This is a genomic window from Candidatus Devosia phytovorans, from assembly GCA_029202405.1.
In the GTDB taxonomy this organism is placed as follows: Bacteria; Pseudomonadota; Alphaproteobacteria; order Rhizobiales; family Devosiaceae; genus Devosia; species Devosia phytovorans.
The window spans coordinates 3747949-3763503 of sequence record CP119312.1; the positions used below are offsets into that span (position 1 = coordinate 3747949).

General features: G+C 62.2%; 12 protein-coding genes. 4 read left to right on the forward strand and 8 right to left on the reverse strand.

The window, feature by feature from the left end; all coding sequences use genetic code 11:
- Positions 1-263 precede the first annotated feature (263 nt).
- The 3 genes from P0Y65_18295 to P0Y65_18305 are packed head-to-tail and all read left to right on the forward strand — an operon-like array spanning position 264 to position 2963.
- A complete protein-coding gene (locus tag P0Y65_18295; GenBank protein WEK04109.1) occupies positions 264-1328 on the forward strand; it encodes a PhoH family protein in 1065 nt (354 codons plus the stop codon).
- 57 nt (positions 1329-1385) lie between these two features.
- Positions 1386-1859 carry an rRNA maturation RNase YbeY gene (gene ybeY / locus P0Y65_18300; protein WEK04110.1) on the forward strand — a complete coding sequence of 158 codons (474 nt, stop codon included), beginning with the start codon at positions 1386-1388 and terminating at the stop codon, positions 1857-1859.
- Positions 1860-1907: 48 nt separating this feature from the next.
- Positions 1908-2963, forward strand: a complete 1056-nt coding sequence (locus tag P0Y65_18305; protein WEK04111.1) for a hemolysin family protein — start codon at positions 1908-1910, stop codon at positions 2961-2963.
- A 100-nt stretch (positions 2964-3063) separates the two neighbouring features.
- On the opposite strand, the gene P0Y65_18310 is transcribed toward P0Y65_18305, so the two are convergent.
- Positions 3064-3630 (reverse strand): NifU family protein, encoded by a 567-nt coding sequence (locus P0Y65_18310; protein ID WEK04112.1) that lies wholly within the window; start codon positions 3628-3630, stop codon positions 3064-3066.
- 124 nt (positions 3631-3754) lie between these two features.
- Here P0Y65_18310 and P0Y65_18315 point away from each other — a divergent pair, with 124 nt between their 5' ends.
- On the forward strand, positions 3755-4051 hold the full coding sequence (locus tag P0Y65_18315) for a DUF3817 domain-containing protein (protein ID WEK04113.1): 297 nt from the start codon (positions 3755-3757) through the stop codon (positions 4049-4051).
- Positions 4052-4080: 29 nt separating this feature from the next.
- Here P0Y65_18315 and P0Y65_18320 read toward each other — a convergent pair whose 3' ends face one another.
- The 7 genes from P0Y65_18320 to P0Y65_18350 form a co-directional block, all read right to left on the reverse strand.
- Positions 4081-4551, reverse strand: a complete 471-nt coding sequence (locus P0Y65_18320; protein ID WEK04114.1) for a universal stress protein — start codon at positions 4549-4551, stop codon at positions 4081-4083.
- A gap of 11 nt (positions 4552-4562) precedes the next feature.
- Positions 4563-5594, reverse strand: coding sequence for a tryptophan--tRNA ligase (gene trpS / locus P0Y65_18325; protein ID WEK04115.1), 1032 nt, complete (start codon positions 5592-5594; stop codon positions 4563-4565).
- A 181-nt stretch (positions 5595-5775) separates the two neighbouring features.
- Positions 5776-7335 carry a murein biosynthesis integral membrane protein MurJ gene (gene murJ / locus P0Y65_18330; protein WEK04116.1) on the reverse strand — a complete coding sequence of 520 codons (1560 nt, stop codon included), beginning with the start codon at positions 7333-7335 and terminating at the stop codon, positions 5776-5778.
- 78 nt (positions 7336-7413) lie between these two features.
- Positions 7414-10209: a [protein-PII] uridylyltransferase gene (locus tag P0Y65_18335; protein WEK04117.1), complete on the reverse strand. Its 2796-nt coding sequence runs from the start codon at positions 10207-10209 to the stop codon at positions 7414-7416.
- Positions 10190-12883 carry a DNA mismatch repair protein MutS gene (mutS, locus tag P0Y65_18340; protein WEK04118.1) on the reverse strand — a complete coding sequence of 898 codons (2694 nt, stop codon included), beginning with the start codon at positions 12881-12883 and terminating at the stop codon, positions 10190-10192. Before mutS ends, P0Y65_18335 begins: the two co-directional genes overlap by 20 nt.
- Positions 12884-12986: 103 nt before the next feature.
- Positions 12987-13802 (reverse strand): DUF2189 domain-containing protein, encoded by an 816-nt coding sequence (locus tag P0Y65_18345; protein ID WEK04119.1) that lies wholly within the window; start codon positions 13800-13802, stop codon positions 12987-12989.
- Positions 13803-13937: 135 nt separating this feature from the next.
- Positions 13938-15545: a glycoside hydrolase family 43 protein gene (locus P0Y65_18350; protein ID WEK04120.1), complete on the reverse strand. Its 1608-nt coding sequence runs from the start codon at positions 15543-15545 to the stop codon at positions 13938-13940.
- Between the last annotated feature and the right edge of the window lie 10 nt (positions 15546-15555).

Sequence of the window (15555 nt, forward strand, 5' to 3'; positions counted from 1 at the left end):
CCGCGCGGCAGCTGCATGAGCTTATCAGTGGTTATGCCCGGACCGGCATGGCTCCTTCGTCCGCCTCACACTTCGTCCCGCAGATTAGCTCTCCAGGTCGGCGTTTCAAGTTTTGTCCAAGCATCCTCGCCCTTGTGCCAATCCACAACAGTCACAATATTGCTACAGACATGGACGGCAAATCGGCCTAGCGTCCATAAAGTAGTCGCGGCGCAAGCCCGCAGCCGCGCTGAGCGTGGAGCCACACCAGTTTGAGCAGGCATTTGTCACCGACCGCAGACAACGCACTCGCATCGCAACTCGAACTCGCTTTTGAAGACAATCGCCTCGCAGCGCAGCTGTATGGCGACTTCGACCAGAACCTGGCGCTGATCGAACAGCGGCTCAAGGTTTCGGCCACTCCCCGCGGCAATCACGTCCTGCTCAAAGGCGCGGCCTCTTCGGTCGACCAGGCACGACGCGTGCTGGAATCCCTCTACGGCTCGCTCGAAGAAGGCCGCAGCATGGACATTTCCGATGTCGATGGCGTCATCCGCATGATCGAGACCGAAGACAGCCAGCTGACCTTGCCGACGCTGGAGCGCAAGGGCAAGGTGCGCATGGCCCAGATCGCCACGCGCAAATCAACGATCGTCGCCCGCACGCCTGCCCAGGACGCCTATATGCGCGCCATGGAGCGGAGCGAGCTGGTGTTCGGCGTCGGCCCGGCCGGTACCGGCAAGACCTATCTGGCGGTGGCGCATGCGGCATCGCTGCTGGAACGCGGCGACATCAATCGCATCATCCTGTCGCGCCCGGCCGTCGAAGCCGGTGAACGCCTGGGCTTTCTGCCCGGTGATATGAAGGAAAAGGTCGACCCCTATCTGCGCCCGCTCTATGACGCGCTTTACGATATGATGAAGCCGGAAAATGTGGAGCGCTGCCTCACGTCGGGGATCATCGAAGTGGCGCCTCTGGCCTTCATGCGCGGCCGGACGCTAGCCAATGCCGTGGTCATCCTCGACGAGGCGCAGAACACGACATCCATGCAGATGAAAATGTTCCTGACTCGTCTCGGGGAGAATTCCAAGATGATCGTCACGGGCGATCCGACCCAGGTCGACCTGCCGCGCGGCGAAAAGTCGGGGCTGGTGGAAGCCGTGAAGCTGCTCGACGGTGTCGAGGGCGTGCATGTATCGCGCTTCAACGACAAGGACGTGGTGCGTCATGCGCTCGTCGGTCGCATCGTGCGGGCCTATGAGGCCGATACAGCCAAGCGCCTTGCCGAGAAGGAAGGCGATACGCAAGGCCTGGTCCGGACTCTGGGCATCACGCAGCCCAAGAGCTAGCTATGCAGGGCGGGATGGCCTAAAGCCTCCTCCCGCCCTGACACCTGAATGAGTTCAATGCCCAATCCTCCCATCGATATCGCCGTCATCATCAATGACGAGGCCTGGCCCGACAATCTCGAGGCAAGGGCGGAAGAGGCCGTGCTCGAGGCGCTGAAGCAGAGCAAGGCCAAGGTCAAAGGCGCGGCGGAAGTGTCGGTCGTGCTGACCAATGACGAAGAGCAGCACGAACTCAACAAGCAATGGCGCGGCAAGGACAGTTCAACCAATGTGCTGAGCTTCCCGCAGATCGAGCCCTTCGGGCCGGTTGTTGGCATTCTGGGCGATATTACCCTGGCGCGCGAAACGCTAATCCGTGAGGCTGACGAGCAGGGCATGAGTTTCGAGGCCCACTTCACGCATCTTGTGGTGCATGGATTCCTGCATATCCTGGGCTATGATCACCTCACAGACGATGAGGCCACCGAGATGGAAGGCCTCGAAACGCAGATATTGGCCACATTGGGTATAGACGACCCCTATGCCGATTAGGTCCGGGCCCCTATATTGGGCATTCTCGATTTCTCCTTAGAGGATTAAATGCCGCCCCTTCTGGCGGCGCATCAGATGAACGACAGCGACAGTACGGGCCCGCTGGCCCCCACAAATCCCGAGCCTCCTTCTAGCACCGCCTCCGTCCAATCGCGGGGGCCATCCATCTGGAACCGGATCAAGGCCATGTTGGCCCGTGGTACGGTTTCGCTGCGCGATGACCTGCAGGTCGCGCTGGAAGAGCAGGGGAGCGCGGAAACCGCGGATTTCTCCGAAAGCGAACGCACGATCCTGCAGAATGTGCTGAAACTCTCCAATGTGTCGGTTGCCGACGTGATGGTAGAGCGCAGCGATATCCAGGCCATCGAGGCTGATGTGAACCTGGGCACGCTGATCGCCAAGTTCCGACAGGTTCGCCATTCGCGCCTGCCGGTCTATGACGACAATCTCGACAACATACTAGGCTTTATCCACGTCAAGGATGCGCTGGGCAAGATTACCGACCCGGTGACCGATCCCGAAAAGGAAGTGCCGGTCAAACTGGTCTCGACCGTGCTCAAGCACAAGATCATCAAGCTCGACATCACCCGCGATGCCATGTTCGTGCCGACCTTCATGCCGGTGGGCGATCTGCTGCAGTCCATGCGCGCCAGCCGCGTGCATATGGCCATCGTTATCGATGAGTATGGTGGTACCGACGGCCTCGTGACCATCGAGGACCTGCTGGAAGCCGTGGTCGGCGAGATCGAGGACGAGCATGACGAGTTGGCTGCCTCGCTGATCCGCAAGGTCGGCCAGGATACCTATATCGCCGATGCCCGTGCGGAGCTGAGCGATGTGCAAAAGCTGATCGGGCCGGAATTCGATCCGGGCGACTATGCCGAGGATGTCGATACGATCGGTGGCTTGGTGTTTGACCTTGCCGGCCATGTGCCCAAGCGCGGCGAACGGGTCGACAAGCTGGACGGTTTCGAATTCGAAATCCTGGCAGCCGACAGCCGCCGCATCAAGCGGCTGCGCATAAGACGGAAACGGGAGCAGGTTGGAGAGCCACTGGCAATCACCGACCAGCGCAGCGAGGCCGAAAAGGCCGCAGCAGAATAGCAAAAGCCCGGGGCGACCCGGGCTTTTTACTGGGCAAGAACTAGGGGCCCAGCGATTTCTCACTGAGCCCCTGGCTTGCTGCTTAACTGGTTCGGTCGTTTCAGACCTGTTGTACGGATTCCACGCCCGGAACGAAGTGGCGGAGCAGGTTTTCGATGCCGCTCTTGAGGGTTGCGGTCGAGGACGGGCAGCCCGAGCAGGCGCCCTGCATGTGCAGGAAGACCGTGCCTTCCTTGAAGCCCTTGAAGATGATGTCGCCGCCATCCATAGCCACGGCAGGGCGCACGCGGGTGGCGAGCAGTTCCTTGATCACTTCGACCGTTTCGCCGTCTTCGGCTTCGAAGAATTCGTCGACCTCATCGAGATTGGCGACGTCAACGCCGCCTTCGATGATGACCGGCTTGCCGGAGAGGAAGTGGTCCATGATGACGCCGAGAATGGCCGGCTTGATGTGGGCCCAGTTGGTGTCGTCCTTGGTGACCGATATGAAATCGGAGCCAAGGAAAACGCCTGTGACGCCCGAAATGCCGAACAGGCCCTGGGCCAGCGGCGAGTTGGCGGCGGCTTCAGGCCCACGGAAATCGCGCGGCTCACCCTCAAGCACTTCGCGGCCCGGCAGGAATTTTAAAGTTGCAGGGTTTGGCGTGGCTTCGGTCTGGATGAACATCGGCGTCCTCGACTTGGTCGAATTAGAATGTTTCTAAAATAGCTTTTTCGAGGCTGGTTGCAAGGGCTATTTGCGACCTTGCGCCTCATGGCAACGTGAACTCGCCATGCGCTAAGCACATATCATGATCCGCTTGTTCAGATATATCGGCCTGGCCGAAGGGGTTACAACCCTGGCGCTGTTTCTGGTCGCCATGCCGGCGAAATACTGGTTTGGCCATCCCGAACTGGTGCCTACCATGGGCATGATCCATGGCGTGGCTTTCATCGCCTATGTCCTGGCGATGGTCATGTTCCTGCCAGGCCGGGGTTTTTCGGCCTGGGAATGGGTGCGGACAACCGTGGCGTCGTTCGTCCCGTTCGGGACGTTTTTGAACGACGGCTTGCTCAAGCGAAAGCAGCAGGAAGCGGCTATCGGTTAACAGACTGTTAGCATCGAGCACCGCATTCGCTAGCAGACAGCGATGATCTCTTCGTCACTCATGCGGCCTGGGACGATGGTCAGCGGGATGGGCAGGGCGTTGGCGCGGTTGGCGAAGTGGGTGACCAGCGGGCCGGGGCCTTCGCCGGAGGTAGATGCGGCCAGCACCAGGATGGCGATGTCGCGGTCCTGTTCGATGACCCTCTCGATCTCCTCGGGCCCCTCGCCTTCGCGGATCACCGATTCCGAGCGCACATCGCCGATATCCTTGATACGCGACAGGCGGGCGTCGAGATTGCGCTCGGCCTCTTCCACCGCTTCGGCGCGCAGCACGTCCTCGACGCCGAGGCCGATGAATTCGGGCTTCTGGATGACGCTCATCAGCACCACCGTGCCGCCCGTACGCTTGACGCGATAGGCGGCAAAGGTCAGGGCGCGTTCGCATTCGGGCGTCTCGTCGATGATGACGAGAAATTTGCGCTTGTATTCGGTATCGTACATTTTTCGCCCTCTTAACGGACAAAGCCCACGATATTGCGGATGTCGGCCATGATTGGCTGGGCGATGGCGCGGGCACGGTCGGCACCGTCACGCAGGATCGTATCCATCTCGCCGCGATCGGCCACCAGGCGACGCATCTCCTCGGCGATGGGCGACAGGTGGGCAACGGCGAGATCTGCCAGCGCCGGCTTGAAGACGCCCCAGCCCTGACCGCCGAATTCGCCCAGCACCTCATCGACCGAGCGATTGGACAGCGCGGCATAGATGCCGACGAGGTTTTCGGCTTCGAGACGACCGGCAAGGCCAGCCGCCTCGCTGGGCAGGGCTTCGGCGTCGGTGGTGGCGCGCTTGATCTTTTTGGCGATCAGGTCGGCATCGTCCATCATGTAGATGGTGGAGAGGTCCGAGGCGTCGGACTTGCTCATCTTCTTGGAGCCATCCTTGAGCGATTTCACGCGCATGGCGGGGCCGGTGGCGAGTGTCTCGGTGATGGGGAAGAAGTCGCCTTTCACCCCGAGAGCCTTCACCTGCTTCTTGAAGTCGTGATTGAATTTCTTGGCGATGTCGCGGGTCAGCTCGAGATGCTGCTTCTGGTCCTCGCCAACGGGCACGCCAGTGGCCTTGTAGAGCAGGATATCGGCGGCCATCAGCGAGGGATAGGCAAACAGGCCCAGCGACACGGCTTCGGAATTTTCGCCAGCCTTGTCCTTGAACTGGGTCATGCGGCTCATCCAGCCCATGCGCGCAACGCAGTTGAAGATCCAGCTCAGCTCGGCATGTTCCATGACCTGGGACTGGTTGAAGATGATCGACTTCTTGGGATCAACGCCCGCAGCGATATAGGCGGCCGCGATCTCATAGGTCCAGCGCTTGAGGTCGGCCGGGTCCTGCCAGACGGTGATGGCATGCATGTCGACCACGCAATAGATGGTCTCATGCGTGTCCTGCAGCGGCACGAAGCGGCGAATGGCGCCGAGATAGTTGCCGAGGTGCAGGTCGCCCGAGGGCTTGATGCCGGAAAAGACGCGGGGAGTGAAGGTCATGGGAAGGCCTAACAAGACGTGTTGGGCACACACTTACCTCTCCACACACGCGATGTCATCCCGGCCTTGAGCCGGGATCCATCCTGAGCTGCCAAGGCGAGGCACCTTGCGGCCGTGGTGAAATCTCGGGATGGGCCCCGGGTCAAGCCCGGGGTGACGCCGAGAGGGCGGAGCATTCAGTTCAACGTCGACGGCGCAGGCGGCTCGCCAGCATGCCCAGCTTTTGCGCGCCGGTGATGTGGACCAGGGTGAAATAGGTGGCGGTGCCGAAGGTGCAGATGGCAAAGAGCGCGGCGGCCTGGACGAGAAAGGGCTGGCCGGGCGAGAAGATGACCGCGCCACGCTGGCCGAGCAGGTATAGCGCGCCGGCCATGATCAGGCTGCTGGCGATGGTGAGGGCATGCTTGCGCAGCGAGTCCAGCGGCATGCTGAAATAGCCGCGACGGGCGAGAAAGAGCGCCAGCAGGCCTGCGTTGAGCCAGGAGGAAATCGTGGTGGCGAGCGCAATACCGACATGTTGCAGGCTCGGGAAGAGGGCCAGCGAGATGGCGATATTGGCGATGACGGAGAGGCCGGCAAAGATGGTGGGGGTGACCGTGTCCTTGCGCGAGAAGAAGCCTGGCTGCAACACGCGGATCAGCACGAAGGCGGGCAGACCCCAGGCATAGCCGACCAGCGCCTCGGCGACATGGGTGGTGGCCACAGCGTCGAAGGCGCCGCGTTCGAAGAGGACACGGACGATGGGCACGGAAAGGGCGGCCAGCGCTGCCGCCGCGGGCAGGGACAACAGCATGGAGAGCAGCAGCGACTGGTCCTGGCTTTTTGCGGCCTCGTCATTGCGGCCAGCGCTCAGATGGCGCGACAGTTCGGGCAGCAGCACGGTGCCAATGGCAATGCCGATAATGCCGAGCGGCAGCTGATAGAGGCGGTCGGCATAGGAGAGGATGGAGATGGCGTTTTCGGCGCCCGAGGCAATGACCGTGCCGACCAGTATGTTGATCTGGGTGATACCGCCGGCAATGATTGCGGGAATGGCCAGCAGCCAGAAGCGGCGCGTTTCCGCACTGGGCCGGGGCAGGGACAGGCGCGGCACGAATTTGGCGCGGCGAATGGCGCCATAGACCAACGCCAGCTGAGCAATCCCGCCCAGCATGGTTGCAATCGCCACCCAGAAGGCGACGTCGGCCTTGTCTTCCAGCACCAGTATGGCCAGCGGCACCAAGGCGGCGATGTTGACGATATTGAGGATGACAGGCGCAAAGGCCGAGGCGAAGAAGCGCCCGAGCGTATTGAGGATCGCCGCATAGGCCGCCATCAGCGACATGCAGGCGAGATAGGGGAACATGATCCGGGCGAGGAAAACGGTCAGCTCGAATTTCTGCGGATCGTCAAAGCCCGGCACGAAGACCCACATGATGGGCTCCATGAAAACCTCGGCCAGAAGGGTGACGAGGAGGATCGCCGCCACCAGCCAGCTCATGATGCTTCCGGCAAGCCTTTTGGCTTCTTCGGCGCCCTGGGTTTCGAGCGCGGTCGAAAACATCGGCACGAATGCCGTGTTGAAGGCGCCTTCGGCAAACAGGCGCCGGAACAGATTGGGGAACCGGAAGGCGGCGTTGAAGGCGTCAGCCACCGGGCCGATGCCGAGGACGGCAGCCATCAACGCATCACGGGCAAAGCCAGCAATGCGCGACAGCAGCGTCAGCCCGCCAACGGACAGAAAATTGCGATAAAGGCTCATCTGATGAGGGGTACCCCCACCCAGCCTCCCCCTGATAGGGGGAGGAGTCCGGTCGGTGAACGCCCGGACGTCTTAGGCCTAACCATTGGCCACCTTCAGCGCAGCGCCGGGGTGAAACACGCCCATCAGGGCGTCGTGGATCTTGCGCTGGCGGGGCTTGCTCATGATCTTCTGGCCCGTGAGGTCGGTGACGTAGAAGACGTCGACGGCCTTTTCGCCATAGGTGCCGATATGGGCCGAGCCGATGGTGAGGTTGAGATCGGAAATCTGGTGCGTCAGCGAATGCAGCAGGCCCATGCGATCGAGGCCCGAGACCTCGATGACGGTGAATTTTTCCGACAGGGCATTGCTGACCGAGACCTGTGCGGGCAGGGCGAATGGTTTCAGCCGTTTGTTGTGGCGGCTTTCCTTGCCGAGATCGATCAGGATCTGCCGCTTGCCTTGCAGGAGCTGTTTCACCGTATCGATGATGCGGGTGGCGCGGACCTTTTCGTCCTCGTCGCTGGTAAAGCTGCGGCGCAGGCGGAAGGTGTCCAGCGCATGGCCGTCGCGCGTCGAAAAGATCTGCGCGCCGATGATGGAAGCATCCTGCATGGTGCAGGCGCCAGCGATCAGCGACAGCAGGCGCGGATGGTCCGGGGTATAGAAGGTGACTTCGGTAATGCCTTCGAAGGCCTTGATGCGGATCGAGCCGGCAAAGCCATCGCCGCTCTGGTCGGCATGGCGGATCATGCGGGCGTGTTCGACCTGGAGCTCGGGCTCGGCGCGTAGCCAGTAATGGTCATAGTGGCGCGCGACATAGGTCGCGACATCGTCCTGCGGCCAGGCGGCAATAGCCTTGGCCAGTTCGTCCTGGGCAAAATGGATGCGGTCGGACTGGCTCCATTGCGAATGCCCGCCGGAAAGCAGGGGTTCGGTGGCGTAATAGAGCGCGCGCAGCAGGCTGCCCTTCCAGCCGGTCCAGACGCCGGGGCCGACGGCGCGGATATCGCAAGCGGTCAGGATCATCAGCAGCGCCAGGCGCTGGGGTGACTGGACCACATCGGCGAAGCTCTTGGCGGTTTCGGGATCCTGGATATCGCGGGCCTGGGCGATTTCGCTCATCAGCAGGTGATGCTCGATCAGCCAGGAGACCGTGTCGGTTTCGGCGGGCGTCAGACCAAAGCGCGGACAGAGCTTTCTGGCGATCTTCATGCCAGCGATGGAATGGTCTTCCGGGCGGCCCTTGGCGATATCGTGGAGGAAGAGCGCGACATAAAGTAGGCGCGTGTCATTGAGCTGGGGCAGGAGCTCATGGGTCAGCGGCAGTTGGTCGCGCAACCCGCCATTGGCGATATCGGCCATGACGCCGACCGAGCGGATCAGATGCTCGTCCACGGTATAGTGGTGATACATATTGAACTGCATCAGGGCGACGATCTTGCCGAAATCGGGCACGAATTTGCCCAACACGCCGCTCTCGTTCATGGCGCGCAGAATGCGTTCCACAGATTGTGGATCGGTCAGGATGGTCAGGAAATGCTCGTTGGCCTTGCGATCGTGGCGCACGGCATTGTCGATGAGGCGCAGCGAGCGGGTGATGACCTTGATGGCGTCGGGATGGAACAGGAGTTGTTCGCGACCGGCCACCAGGAAAATCCGGATCAGGTTGACCGGATCCTTCTCGAAGACTTCCGGGCCGGCGATGTTGAGCCGGCCGGTATCAAGCACGAAATCGGCCTCGCCCTTGATCCTGGACTTGCCCTGGCGGAAGGGGGCCAGCACGCGGCCGACCAGATCCATGTCCTTGGCGTGGTTGAATTCGAGGCTGGCGCAGATGATGCGGGTCAGGTCGCCGACATCCTTGGCGACGAGGAAATAACGCTTCATGAAGCGCTCAACGCCCAGCATGCCGATGCGCTGGGCATAGCCCATGCGCTGGGCCAGTTCGGGCTGAACGTCGAAGGTCAGCTTTTCTTCGGAGCGTCCGGTGACGAAGTGGAGGTGGCAGCGCACAGCCCACAGAAAGTCCTCGGCGCGCGAGAAGAGGCGATATTCGCTGGCGCTCAAGACGCCGCGGCCAACCAGTTCATGACTGGTCTTGAGGTGGTAGAAATATTTGCCAATCCAGAACAGCGTGTTGAGGTCGCGGAGGCCACCCTTGCCGTCCTTGATATTGGGCTCGACCACATAGCGGGTATTGCCCATCTGCTTGTGGCGTTCGTCACGCTCGGCCATCTTGGCGGCGATGAATTCGGGGCCGGTGCGCGGCATGATTTCGGTTTCGAAACGATGCACCAGGCTATCGAAGAGGTCGCGATCGCCGGTAAGGAAACGCGCTTCGAGCGTTGCCGTGCGGACCGTCATGTCGGCCTTGGCCATGCGCAGGCTCTCGTCGACCGAACGGACGGCATGGCCGACCTTCTGGCCAAGGTCCCAGAGCATGTAGAGGATATATTCGGTAACCTGCTCGCCCCAGGGGGTCTGCTTGTAAGGCAGGATGAAGAGCAGATCGATATCGGAGCCCGGCGCCAGCGTGCCCCGGCCATAGCCCCCAACGGCGGAGAGCGCGATGGCCTCGGCGCCGGAGGGATTATCGACCGGATAGACGCGGCGAGTGGCAAAGAGGTGGACGGCGGCGATGATCTCGTCCTGCGCGGCGGAGAGGTTCTGCGCGCAGCGCGTACCCTTGTTGGTCGCCAAGAGCTCGGCTTCGGCCTGTTTGCGGGCTTCGGCCAGGGTCTGGCGGACATGGGCGAGCACAAGGGCGCGGGCCGCACTCGACTTGGGTGCTTCCTCGCCGATCGCCGCATCGAATTCGCCGAGCAGGACTTCGGCGGATTTCAATGCAAAGAGCGGTTTGCGCGGCTTTGCCTCAGCTTCGGCGAGCGTCATCGCGGATTTTCTTCAACTGGTAGAGCGCTTCGATCGCTTGTTTCGGGGTCATCTCGTCGGGACGGACGGCATCGAGCGCGGAGTGTACCGGGTCTTTCTCAACGGGGCGTGAAGGCGGCTGGTGGGCAAAAAGCGGAAGATCGTCTAGCACGCTGGCCTTTTGGCTGGAAGAGGCGGTGCCTGCCGAACGCTGTTCCAGCACGGTCAAAACCTGGCGAGCACGGACCAGAACCGGCTCGGGCAGGCCGGCAAGGCGCGCCACCTGAATGCCGTAGGAGCGATCGGCGGCGCCGGGACCAACCTCATGGAGGAAGACGACCTCTCCCTCCCATTCGCGCACTTTCATGGTCACATTGGAGACGCGGGTGAGCGCCTTGGCGAGGCTGGTCAACTCATGGAAATGGGTGGCGAAAAGCGCGCGGCAACCGGTGGTTTCATGCAAGGCTTCCACCGCCGCCCAGGCGATGGAGAGACCATCGAAGGTTGCGGTGCCGCGGCCGATTTCATCGAGAACGACGAGGCTGCGGCGGGTGGCGCGATTGAGGATGGCGGCGGTCTCGACCATTTCGACCATGAAGGTCGAGCGGCCGTGGGCAATGTCGTCAGAGGCGCCAACGCGGGAAAAAACCCGATCGATGACGCCGATATGAGCGGAGGATGCCGGGACGAAGGAGCCGATCTGGGCGAGGATGGCGATCAGCGCATTCTGACGCAAAAAGGTCGACTTACCGCCCATGTTGGGGCCGGTGACCAGCCAGAGCGCGCCACCGCCCTGGGCATCGGTGCCGGAAAGATCGGCATCATTGGCGACAAAGCTGTGGCCCTCGGACATGACCATGTCTTCCACGACCGGATGGCGGCCGCCGTGGATGGCGAAGGCCAGAGTGTCGTCGACGTCGGGGCGGGTGTAGGAGCGGGTCGCCGCGAGATGGGCGAGGGCGGTGGTGACGTCGAGTTCGGCGAGGGTATCGGCGAGATCGCGCAGGACATTGGTGAGGCGCAGAACCTGGCCACGCAGATTGGCAAAGATGCCGAGTTCAATGACGAGGGCCGCCTCGTGGGCGCGGGCAATGCGGCCTTCCAGCTCAGCCAGTTCGGTCGTGGTGAAGCGCATGGCATTGGCCATGGTCTGACGATGGATGAAGCTCTGGCGATGCGGCTCTTCGAGGAGCCTGGTGCCGTGATTGGCCGGGACTTCGACGAAATAGCCGAGGACGCCATTGTGCTTGATCTTGAGCGAGCGGACGTCGGTCTCCTCGATCAGGCGCGCTTGCAAGGCTGCGACCACGGCGCGGGTTTCGCTGGCGAGCGCCCGTTCCTGGTCGAGTGTCGCGTCGTAGCCCTTGCGGACGAAACCGCCGTCGCGGCTGAAGAGGGGCAGGTCATCGTCGAGCGCCAGGGCCAGTTCTGAGGCGAGCGGCAGGGGTGCGGCGCCCAGCGTCTGGCCGAGGCGGGCGAGGACGGGCGGGATGTCGTCGAGGCGGGCAAAATGGGTCGAAAGGGACAGGGCGGCGCTGACCGCCTTGCCGACAGCTGCCAGATCGCGCGGGCCACCGCGGTCGAGTGCCAGGCGGGTCAGCGCACGGGCGAGGTCGGGGACGGATTTGAGATCAGTCCGCAGACGGCCATTGAGCAATGTATCATTGGCCAGAAGGCCAACCGCATCGAGCCGGGCATTGATGGCGGCGGCATCGGCGAGGGGTGCGGCGAGGCGGGCGGAGAGCAGGCGCGAGCCGGGAGCGGTGACCGTCAGGTCGATGACCTGGCGGAGCGAACCGCGCTGCTGGCCGCGCTGGGTCTGGTGCAGTTCGAGGCTGGCACGCGTGGCCTGGTCGATGGCCATGTGGCGGGTGGCGCCATCCATGACCGGGGCGCGCAAGGCGACGCCGATGCCCTTCTGGCTCTCGCGCACATAGGCGAGCACGGCGCCAAGCGCCCCGCGAGAGGCGCGGGAGAGGGCAGAGGGGTCGAAACTGCCATCGGGGAAAGCGAGGCGCAGGGCAATAGTGGCCGCTTCGCTGTCAAAGCTTTCGGGTGGCACGGCGTGTGCAATGGGCGTCCAGGCCGGCGCAAAGATATGGCGTTCGACCAGGGCCTGGCGGGTCGTATCGGCGAGCAGCAGTTCGGACGGATCGATGCGCGCCAATTCGTCCTGCAGCTGTTCGGCGCTCAGATCGACAGTAAAGGTCTCGCCGGTCGAGACATCGGCCCAGGCGAGGGCGAAGTCGGTTTCGCCATGGCGCAGCATGGACAGGGCGGCGAGGAAATTGGAGCTGCGGGCGTCGAGGTGATCGTCCTCGGTCAGCGTGCCGGCGGTGATCAGGCGGACGACGTCGCGCTTCACCACGGACTTGGCGCCGCGTTTTTTTGCCTCTTTTGGGTCCTCCACCTGTTCGCAGATGGCGACGCGGTGGCCGAGCTTGATCAGCTTGTTGAGATAGTCATTGGCGGCATGGATGGGGACGCCGCACATCTGGATGTCTTCGCCCAGATGCTTGCCGCGTTTGGTCAGCACAATGCCCAGTGCGGCACTGGCGATTTCTGCGTCTTCGAAGAAGAGCTCGTAAAAATCGCCCATGCGATAGAACAGCAGATAGCCGGGATTGACCGCCTTGATCTCGAAATATTGCGCCATCATGGGCGTGAGAGCGGGCTGGATCGAAGAGGAGTCCATCAGGCACTGGGTCTCGGCGGGAAAGCCGAGACCTTAGGCAATTTAAAAACGGAAGCCAACCGCAGGCGGGGCGGTTGATGGGCACTTCTCCCCATCCGTTATGTCACGCGTCGCGCAACATCGAAGCCGGTTCCACCAGCTTGCGATAGAGATGCCAGGTGGCGTGGCCGAAGATGGGAATGACCACCGCCAGGCCGACAAAGAGCGGCAGTGAGCCGAGGAACAGGCCAGCCCCGACGATGACGCCCCAGGCGAGCATGGGTATGGGATTGGCGATGACCGCGCGGAACGAGGTTTCCACGGCGACAAAGGCGCCGACATCGCGATCGAGCAGCAGCGGGAATGCAATGACCGTGGTGCAAAGCGTCACCAGGGCGAAGGCGGCGCCGAGCAGTGAACCGGCTAGCAGCAGCGTCATGCCGCCGCGCTGAGTGAAGACCTGCGCCATCAACCCGTTGAGCGTATCCGGCGTGGTGGAGCCAAAGACGCTTTCGTAGAGCGCCTGCGCGCCGGTCAGCCAAAGGGTAAAGAGCGCGAAGAGCAGGACGCCGACAACTGCGATCGAGCCGATGGCCGGGGAGCGCAGCACTTCGAAGGCATGCGACCAGGAGGTGTCTAGCCCCTGTTCGCGGCGGCGAGAAATCTCGTAGAGGCCGAGCGCGGCAAAAGGACCGATCAAGGCGAAGCCGCCGATCAGCGGATAGAGCAGGGGCCAGGTGTGATAGCCGTCCATCCAGACGGTCAGCACAATGCCGATGATGGGATAGATCAGCACCAGCATGACATAGTGGCTGGGCTTTTCGGCGAAATCGCTGAGGCCCTTGCGCAGGGCATCACCGAGATCGCCGAGGGTGATCTGGTTGATCACCGGCATGTCGAGCTTGTCACCCGCACCGGCCAGAATATGGAAGTTTGACATGGCGTTCCGCCTCCGTTTCAGGAGGTCGCCATTCGCGCCTAGCCGCCCCGATGCCAATTCGCGAAACCGCGACCGCAACGGGGTGAGACTAGACCAGGTGCGACAGCTTGTCGCCCCTGGTCGGGCAATCGTGATTTAGACTTCGTAGCGGTCGCTCGGATCTTTCACCGGGCGATAAATGAAATAGTCGAAATCGGCATTGAGCGCGGTGCCGTTGAGATCGCTGGCGGCGACGCCAACAAAGGCGCCGGTGAAGCTGCCATGGGCCTGATGGCCACCGCATTCGTCCGAGAGCAGGGAGGCATCGAGCACGGGGCCGACCGGAGTCAGCGACTGGCCTTCAAGCGCGTAGAAGAACTGCAGCTTGCGGCCGCGAATGGTCAGGGCGAGCTTGACCTTGCCCTCGTTGGGGATCTGCACCGGCTCGGAAATTTTGAGATTGCCGTCGGGCCAGCTGGCTTCCGAATTCATCAGCAGCAGTTCGCGCTGGCCGTCGGCATGAGCGGTGACGGTCAGGTAGAAGAAATTGTAGCGCGAGTAATAGGCCGTCAGCCCCGCGAACTGGCGCTCGTCGGTCGGAGAGAAGTCCAGCGTGGTTTCGGCGTCATAAGAAAAATGCGTCTGGCGGCGGGCGACAAGCGCCTGCTCGAACCATGAGCCAATCGACTCGCGGCCAAACAGACGCAGCTTGCCGCCTTCTGTCGCAAAGATCCGTTCGGGCTCGGGCGTGCGCAGCCACTGGAAGTCCTTATGCAGGCCATTCTCGAATGTGTAGCGCTGCTCGGCCCAGTATTTGTCGTCGTCCCGCGTGCCCGGCACGTCGACATGCAGCGAGGGCACGGGGCCGTGTTTCACGTGAATCCAGCCATCTTCGGTCCATTCGGCTTCCTGGATCGCGGTTTCCCGGCCCAGCACGCAGCGACGCTCCTGGGTGATGGGGCGGCCGGTGAGGTGGACGAGATAGGTCTTGCCCTCGGGCATCTCCACCAGGTCGCCATGCCCGGCACGTTGCAGGGCAGCGAAGGGCGCGTCCTTGGAGGTGAGGATATGCTTGTCGGGATGGGTTTCGTATGGACCATGGATGTTTTTCGCGCGCGCAAAGGTCACGGCGTGATCATAGGCCGTGCCGCCTTCTGCCGTGAGCAGATAGTACCAGCCGTTTCGCTTGTAGAGATGCGGGCCTTCGACCAGTTTCAGGTCGGTGCCCTGATAGATATTGGTGCGCTTGCCGACGAGCTTTCCTGCCTTGGGATCAAACTCCTGCAGGGCGATGCCGGCGAATTTCAGCGGCCTCGTGCGGTGGTCCCACATCATGTTGACGAACCATTTGCGGCCGTCGTCATCGTGGAAAAGGCTCGGGTCGAAGCCGGAGGAATTGATATAGACCGGATCGCTCCAGGGCCCTTCGATACGGTCAGCGGTGACGATGTAATTATGCGCGTCTTTGAAGGAGCCGTCCTTGCGCTTGACGTCGGTATAGACCAGCCAGAATTTTTCGCCGTCATGGCTGAGGCAGGGCGCCCAGACGCCGCAGCTATCGGGGTCGCCGCGCATGTCGAGCTGGGCCTTGCGGGTCAGCGGGCGTGTGACGAGGTCCCAGTTGGCCAGGTCGTTCGAATGATGAACCTGCACGCCAGGAAACCATTCGAAGGTCGAGGTGGCGATGTAGTAATCCTCGCCGACGCGCAGGATGGACGGATCCGGATTAAAGCCCGGCAGAATGGGATTGGTGATCTGGGGCATAGTTTCTCCT

Bases quoted from the DNA above. Each gene is read 5' to 3' on its own strand.
- ybeY (WEK04110.1), top strand. From the start codon at position 1,386: ATGCCCAATCCTCCCATCGATATCGCCGTCATCATCAATGACGAGGCC.
- P0Y65_18305 (WEK04111.1), top strand. From the start codon at position 1,908: ATGCCGCCCCTTCTGGCGGCGCATCAGATGAACGACAGCGACAGTACG.
- P0Y65_18310 (WEK04112.1), bottom strand. From the start codon at position 3,630: ATGTTCATCCAGACCGAAGCCACGCCAAACCCTGCAACTTTAAAATTC.
- P0Y65_18315 (WEK04113.1), top strand. From the start codon at position 3,755: ATGATCCGCTTGTTCAGATATATCGGCCTGGCCGAAGGGGTTACAACC.
- P0Y65_18320 (WEK04114.1), bottom strand. From the start codon at position 4,551: ATGTACGATACCGAATACAAGCGCAAATTTCTCGTCATCATCGACGAG.
- trpS (WEK04115.1), bottom strand. From the start codon at position 5,594: ATGACCTTCACTCCCCGCGTCTTTTCCGGCATCAAGCCCTCGGGCGAC.
- murJ (WEK04116.1), bottom strand. From the start codon at position 7,335: ATGAGCCTTTATCGCAATTTTCTGTCCGTTGGCGGGCTGACGCTGCTG.
- P0Y65_18335 (WEK04117.1), bottom strand. From the start codon at position 10,209: ATGACGCTCGCCGAAGCTGAGGCAAAGCCGCGCAAACCGCTCTTTGCA.
- mutS (WEK04118.1), bottom strand. From the start codon at position 12,883: ATGGACTCCTCTTCGATCCAGCCCGCTCTCACGCCCATGATGGCGCAA.
- P0Y65_18345 (WEK04119.1), bottom strand. From the start codon at position 13,802: ATGTCAAACTTCCATATTCTGGCCGGTGCGGGTGACAAGCTCGACATG.
- P0Y65_18350 (WEK04120.1), bottom strand. From the start codon at position 15,545: ATGCCCCAGATCACCAATCCCATTCTGCCGGGCTTTAATCCGGATCCG.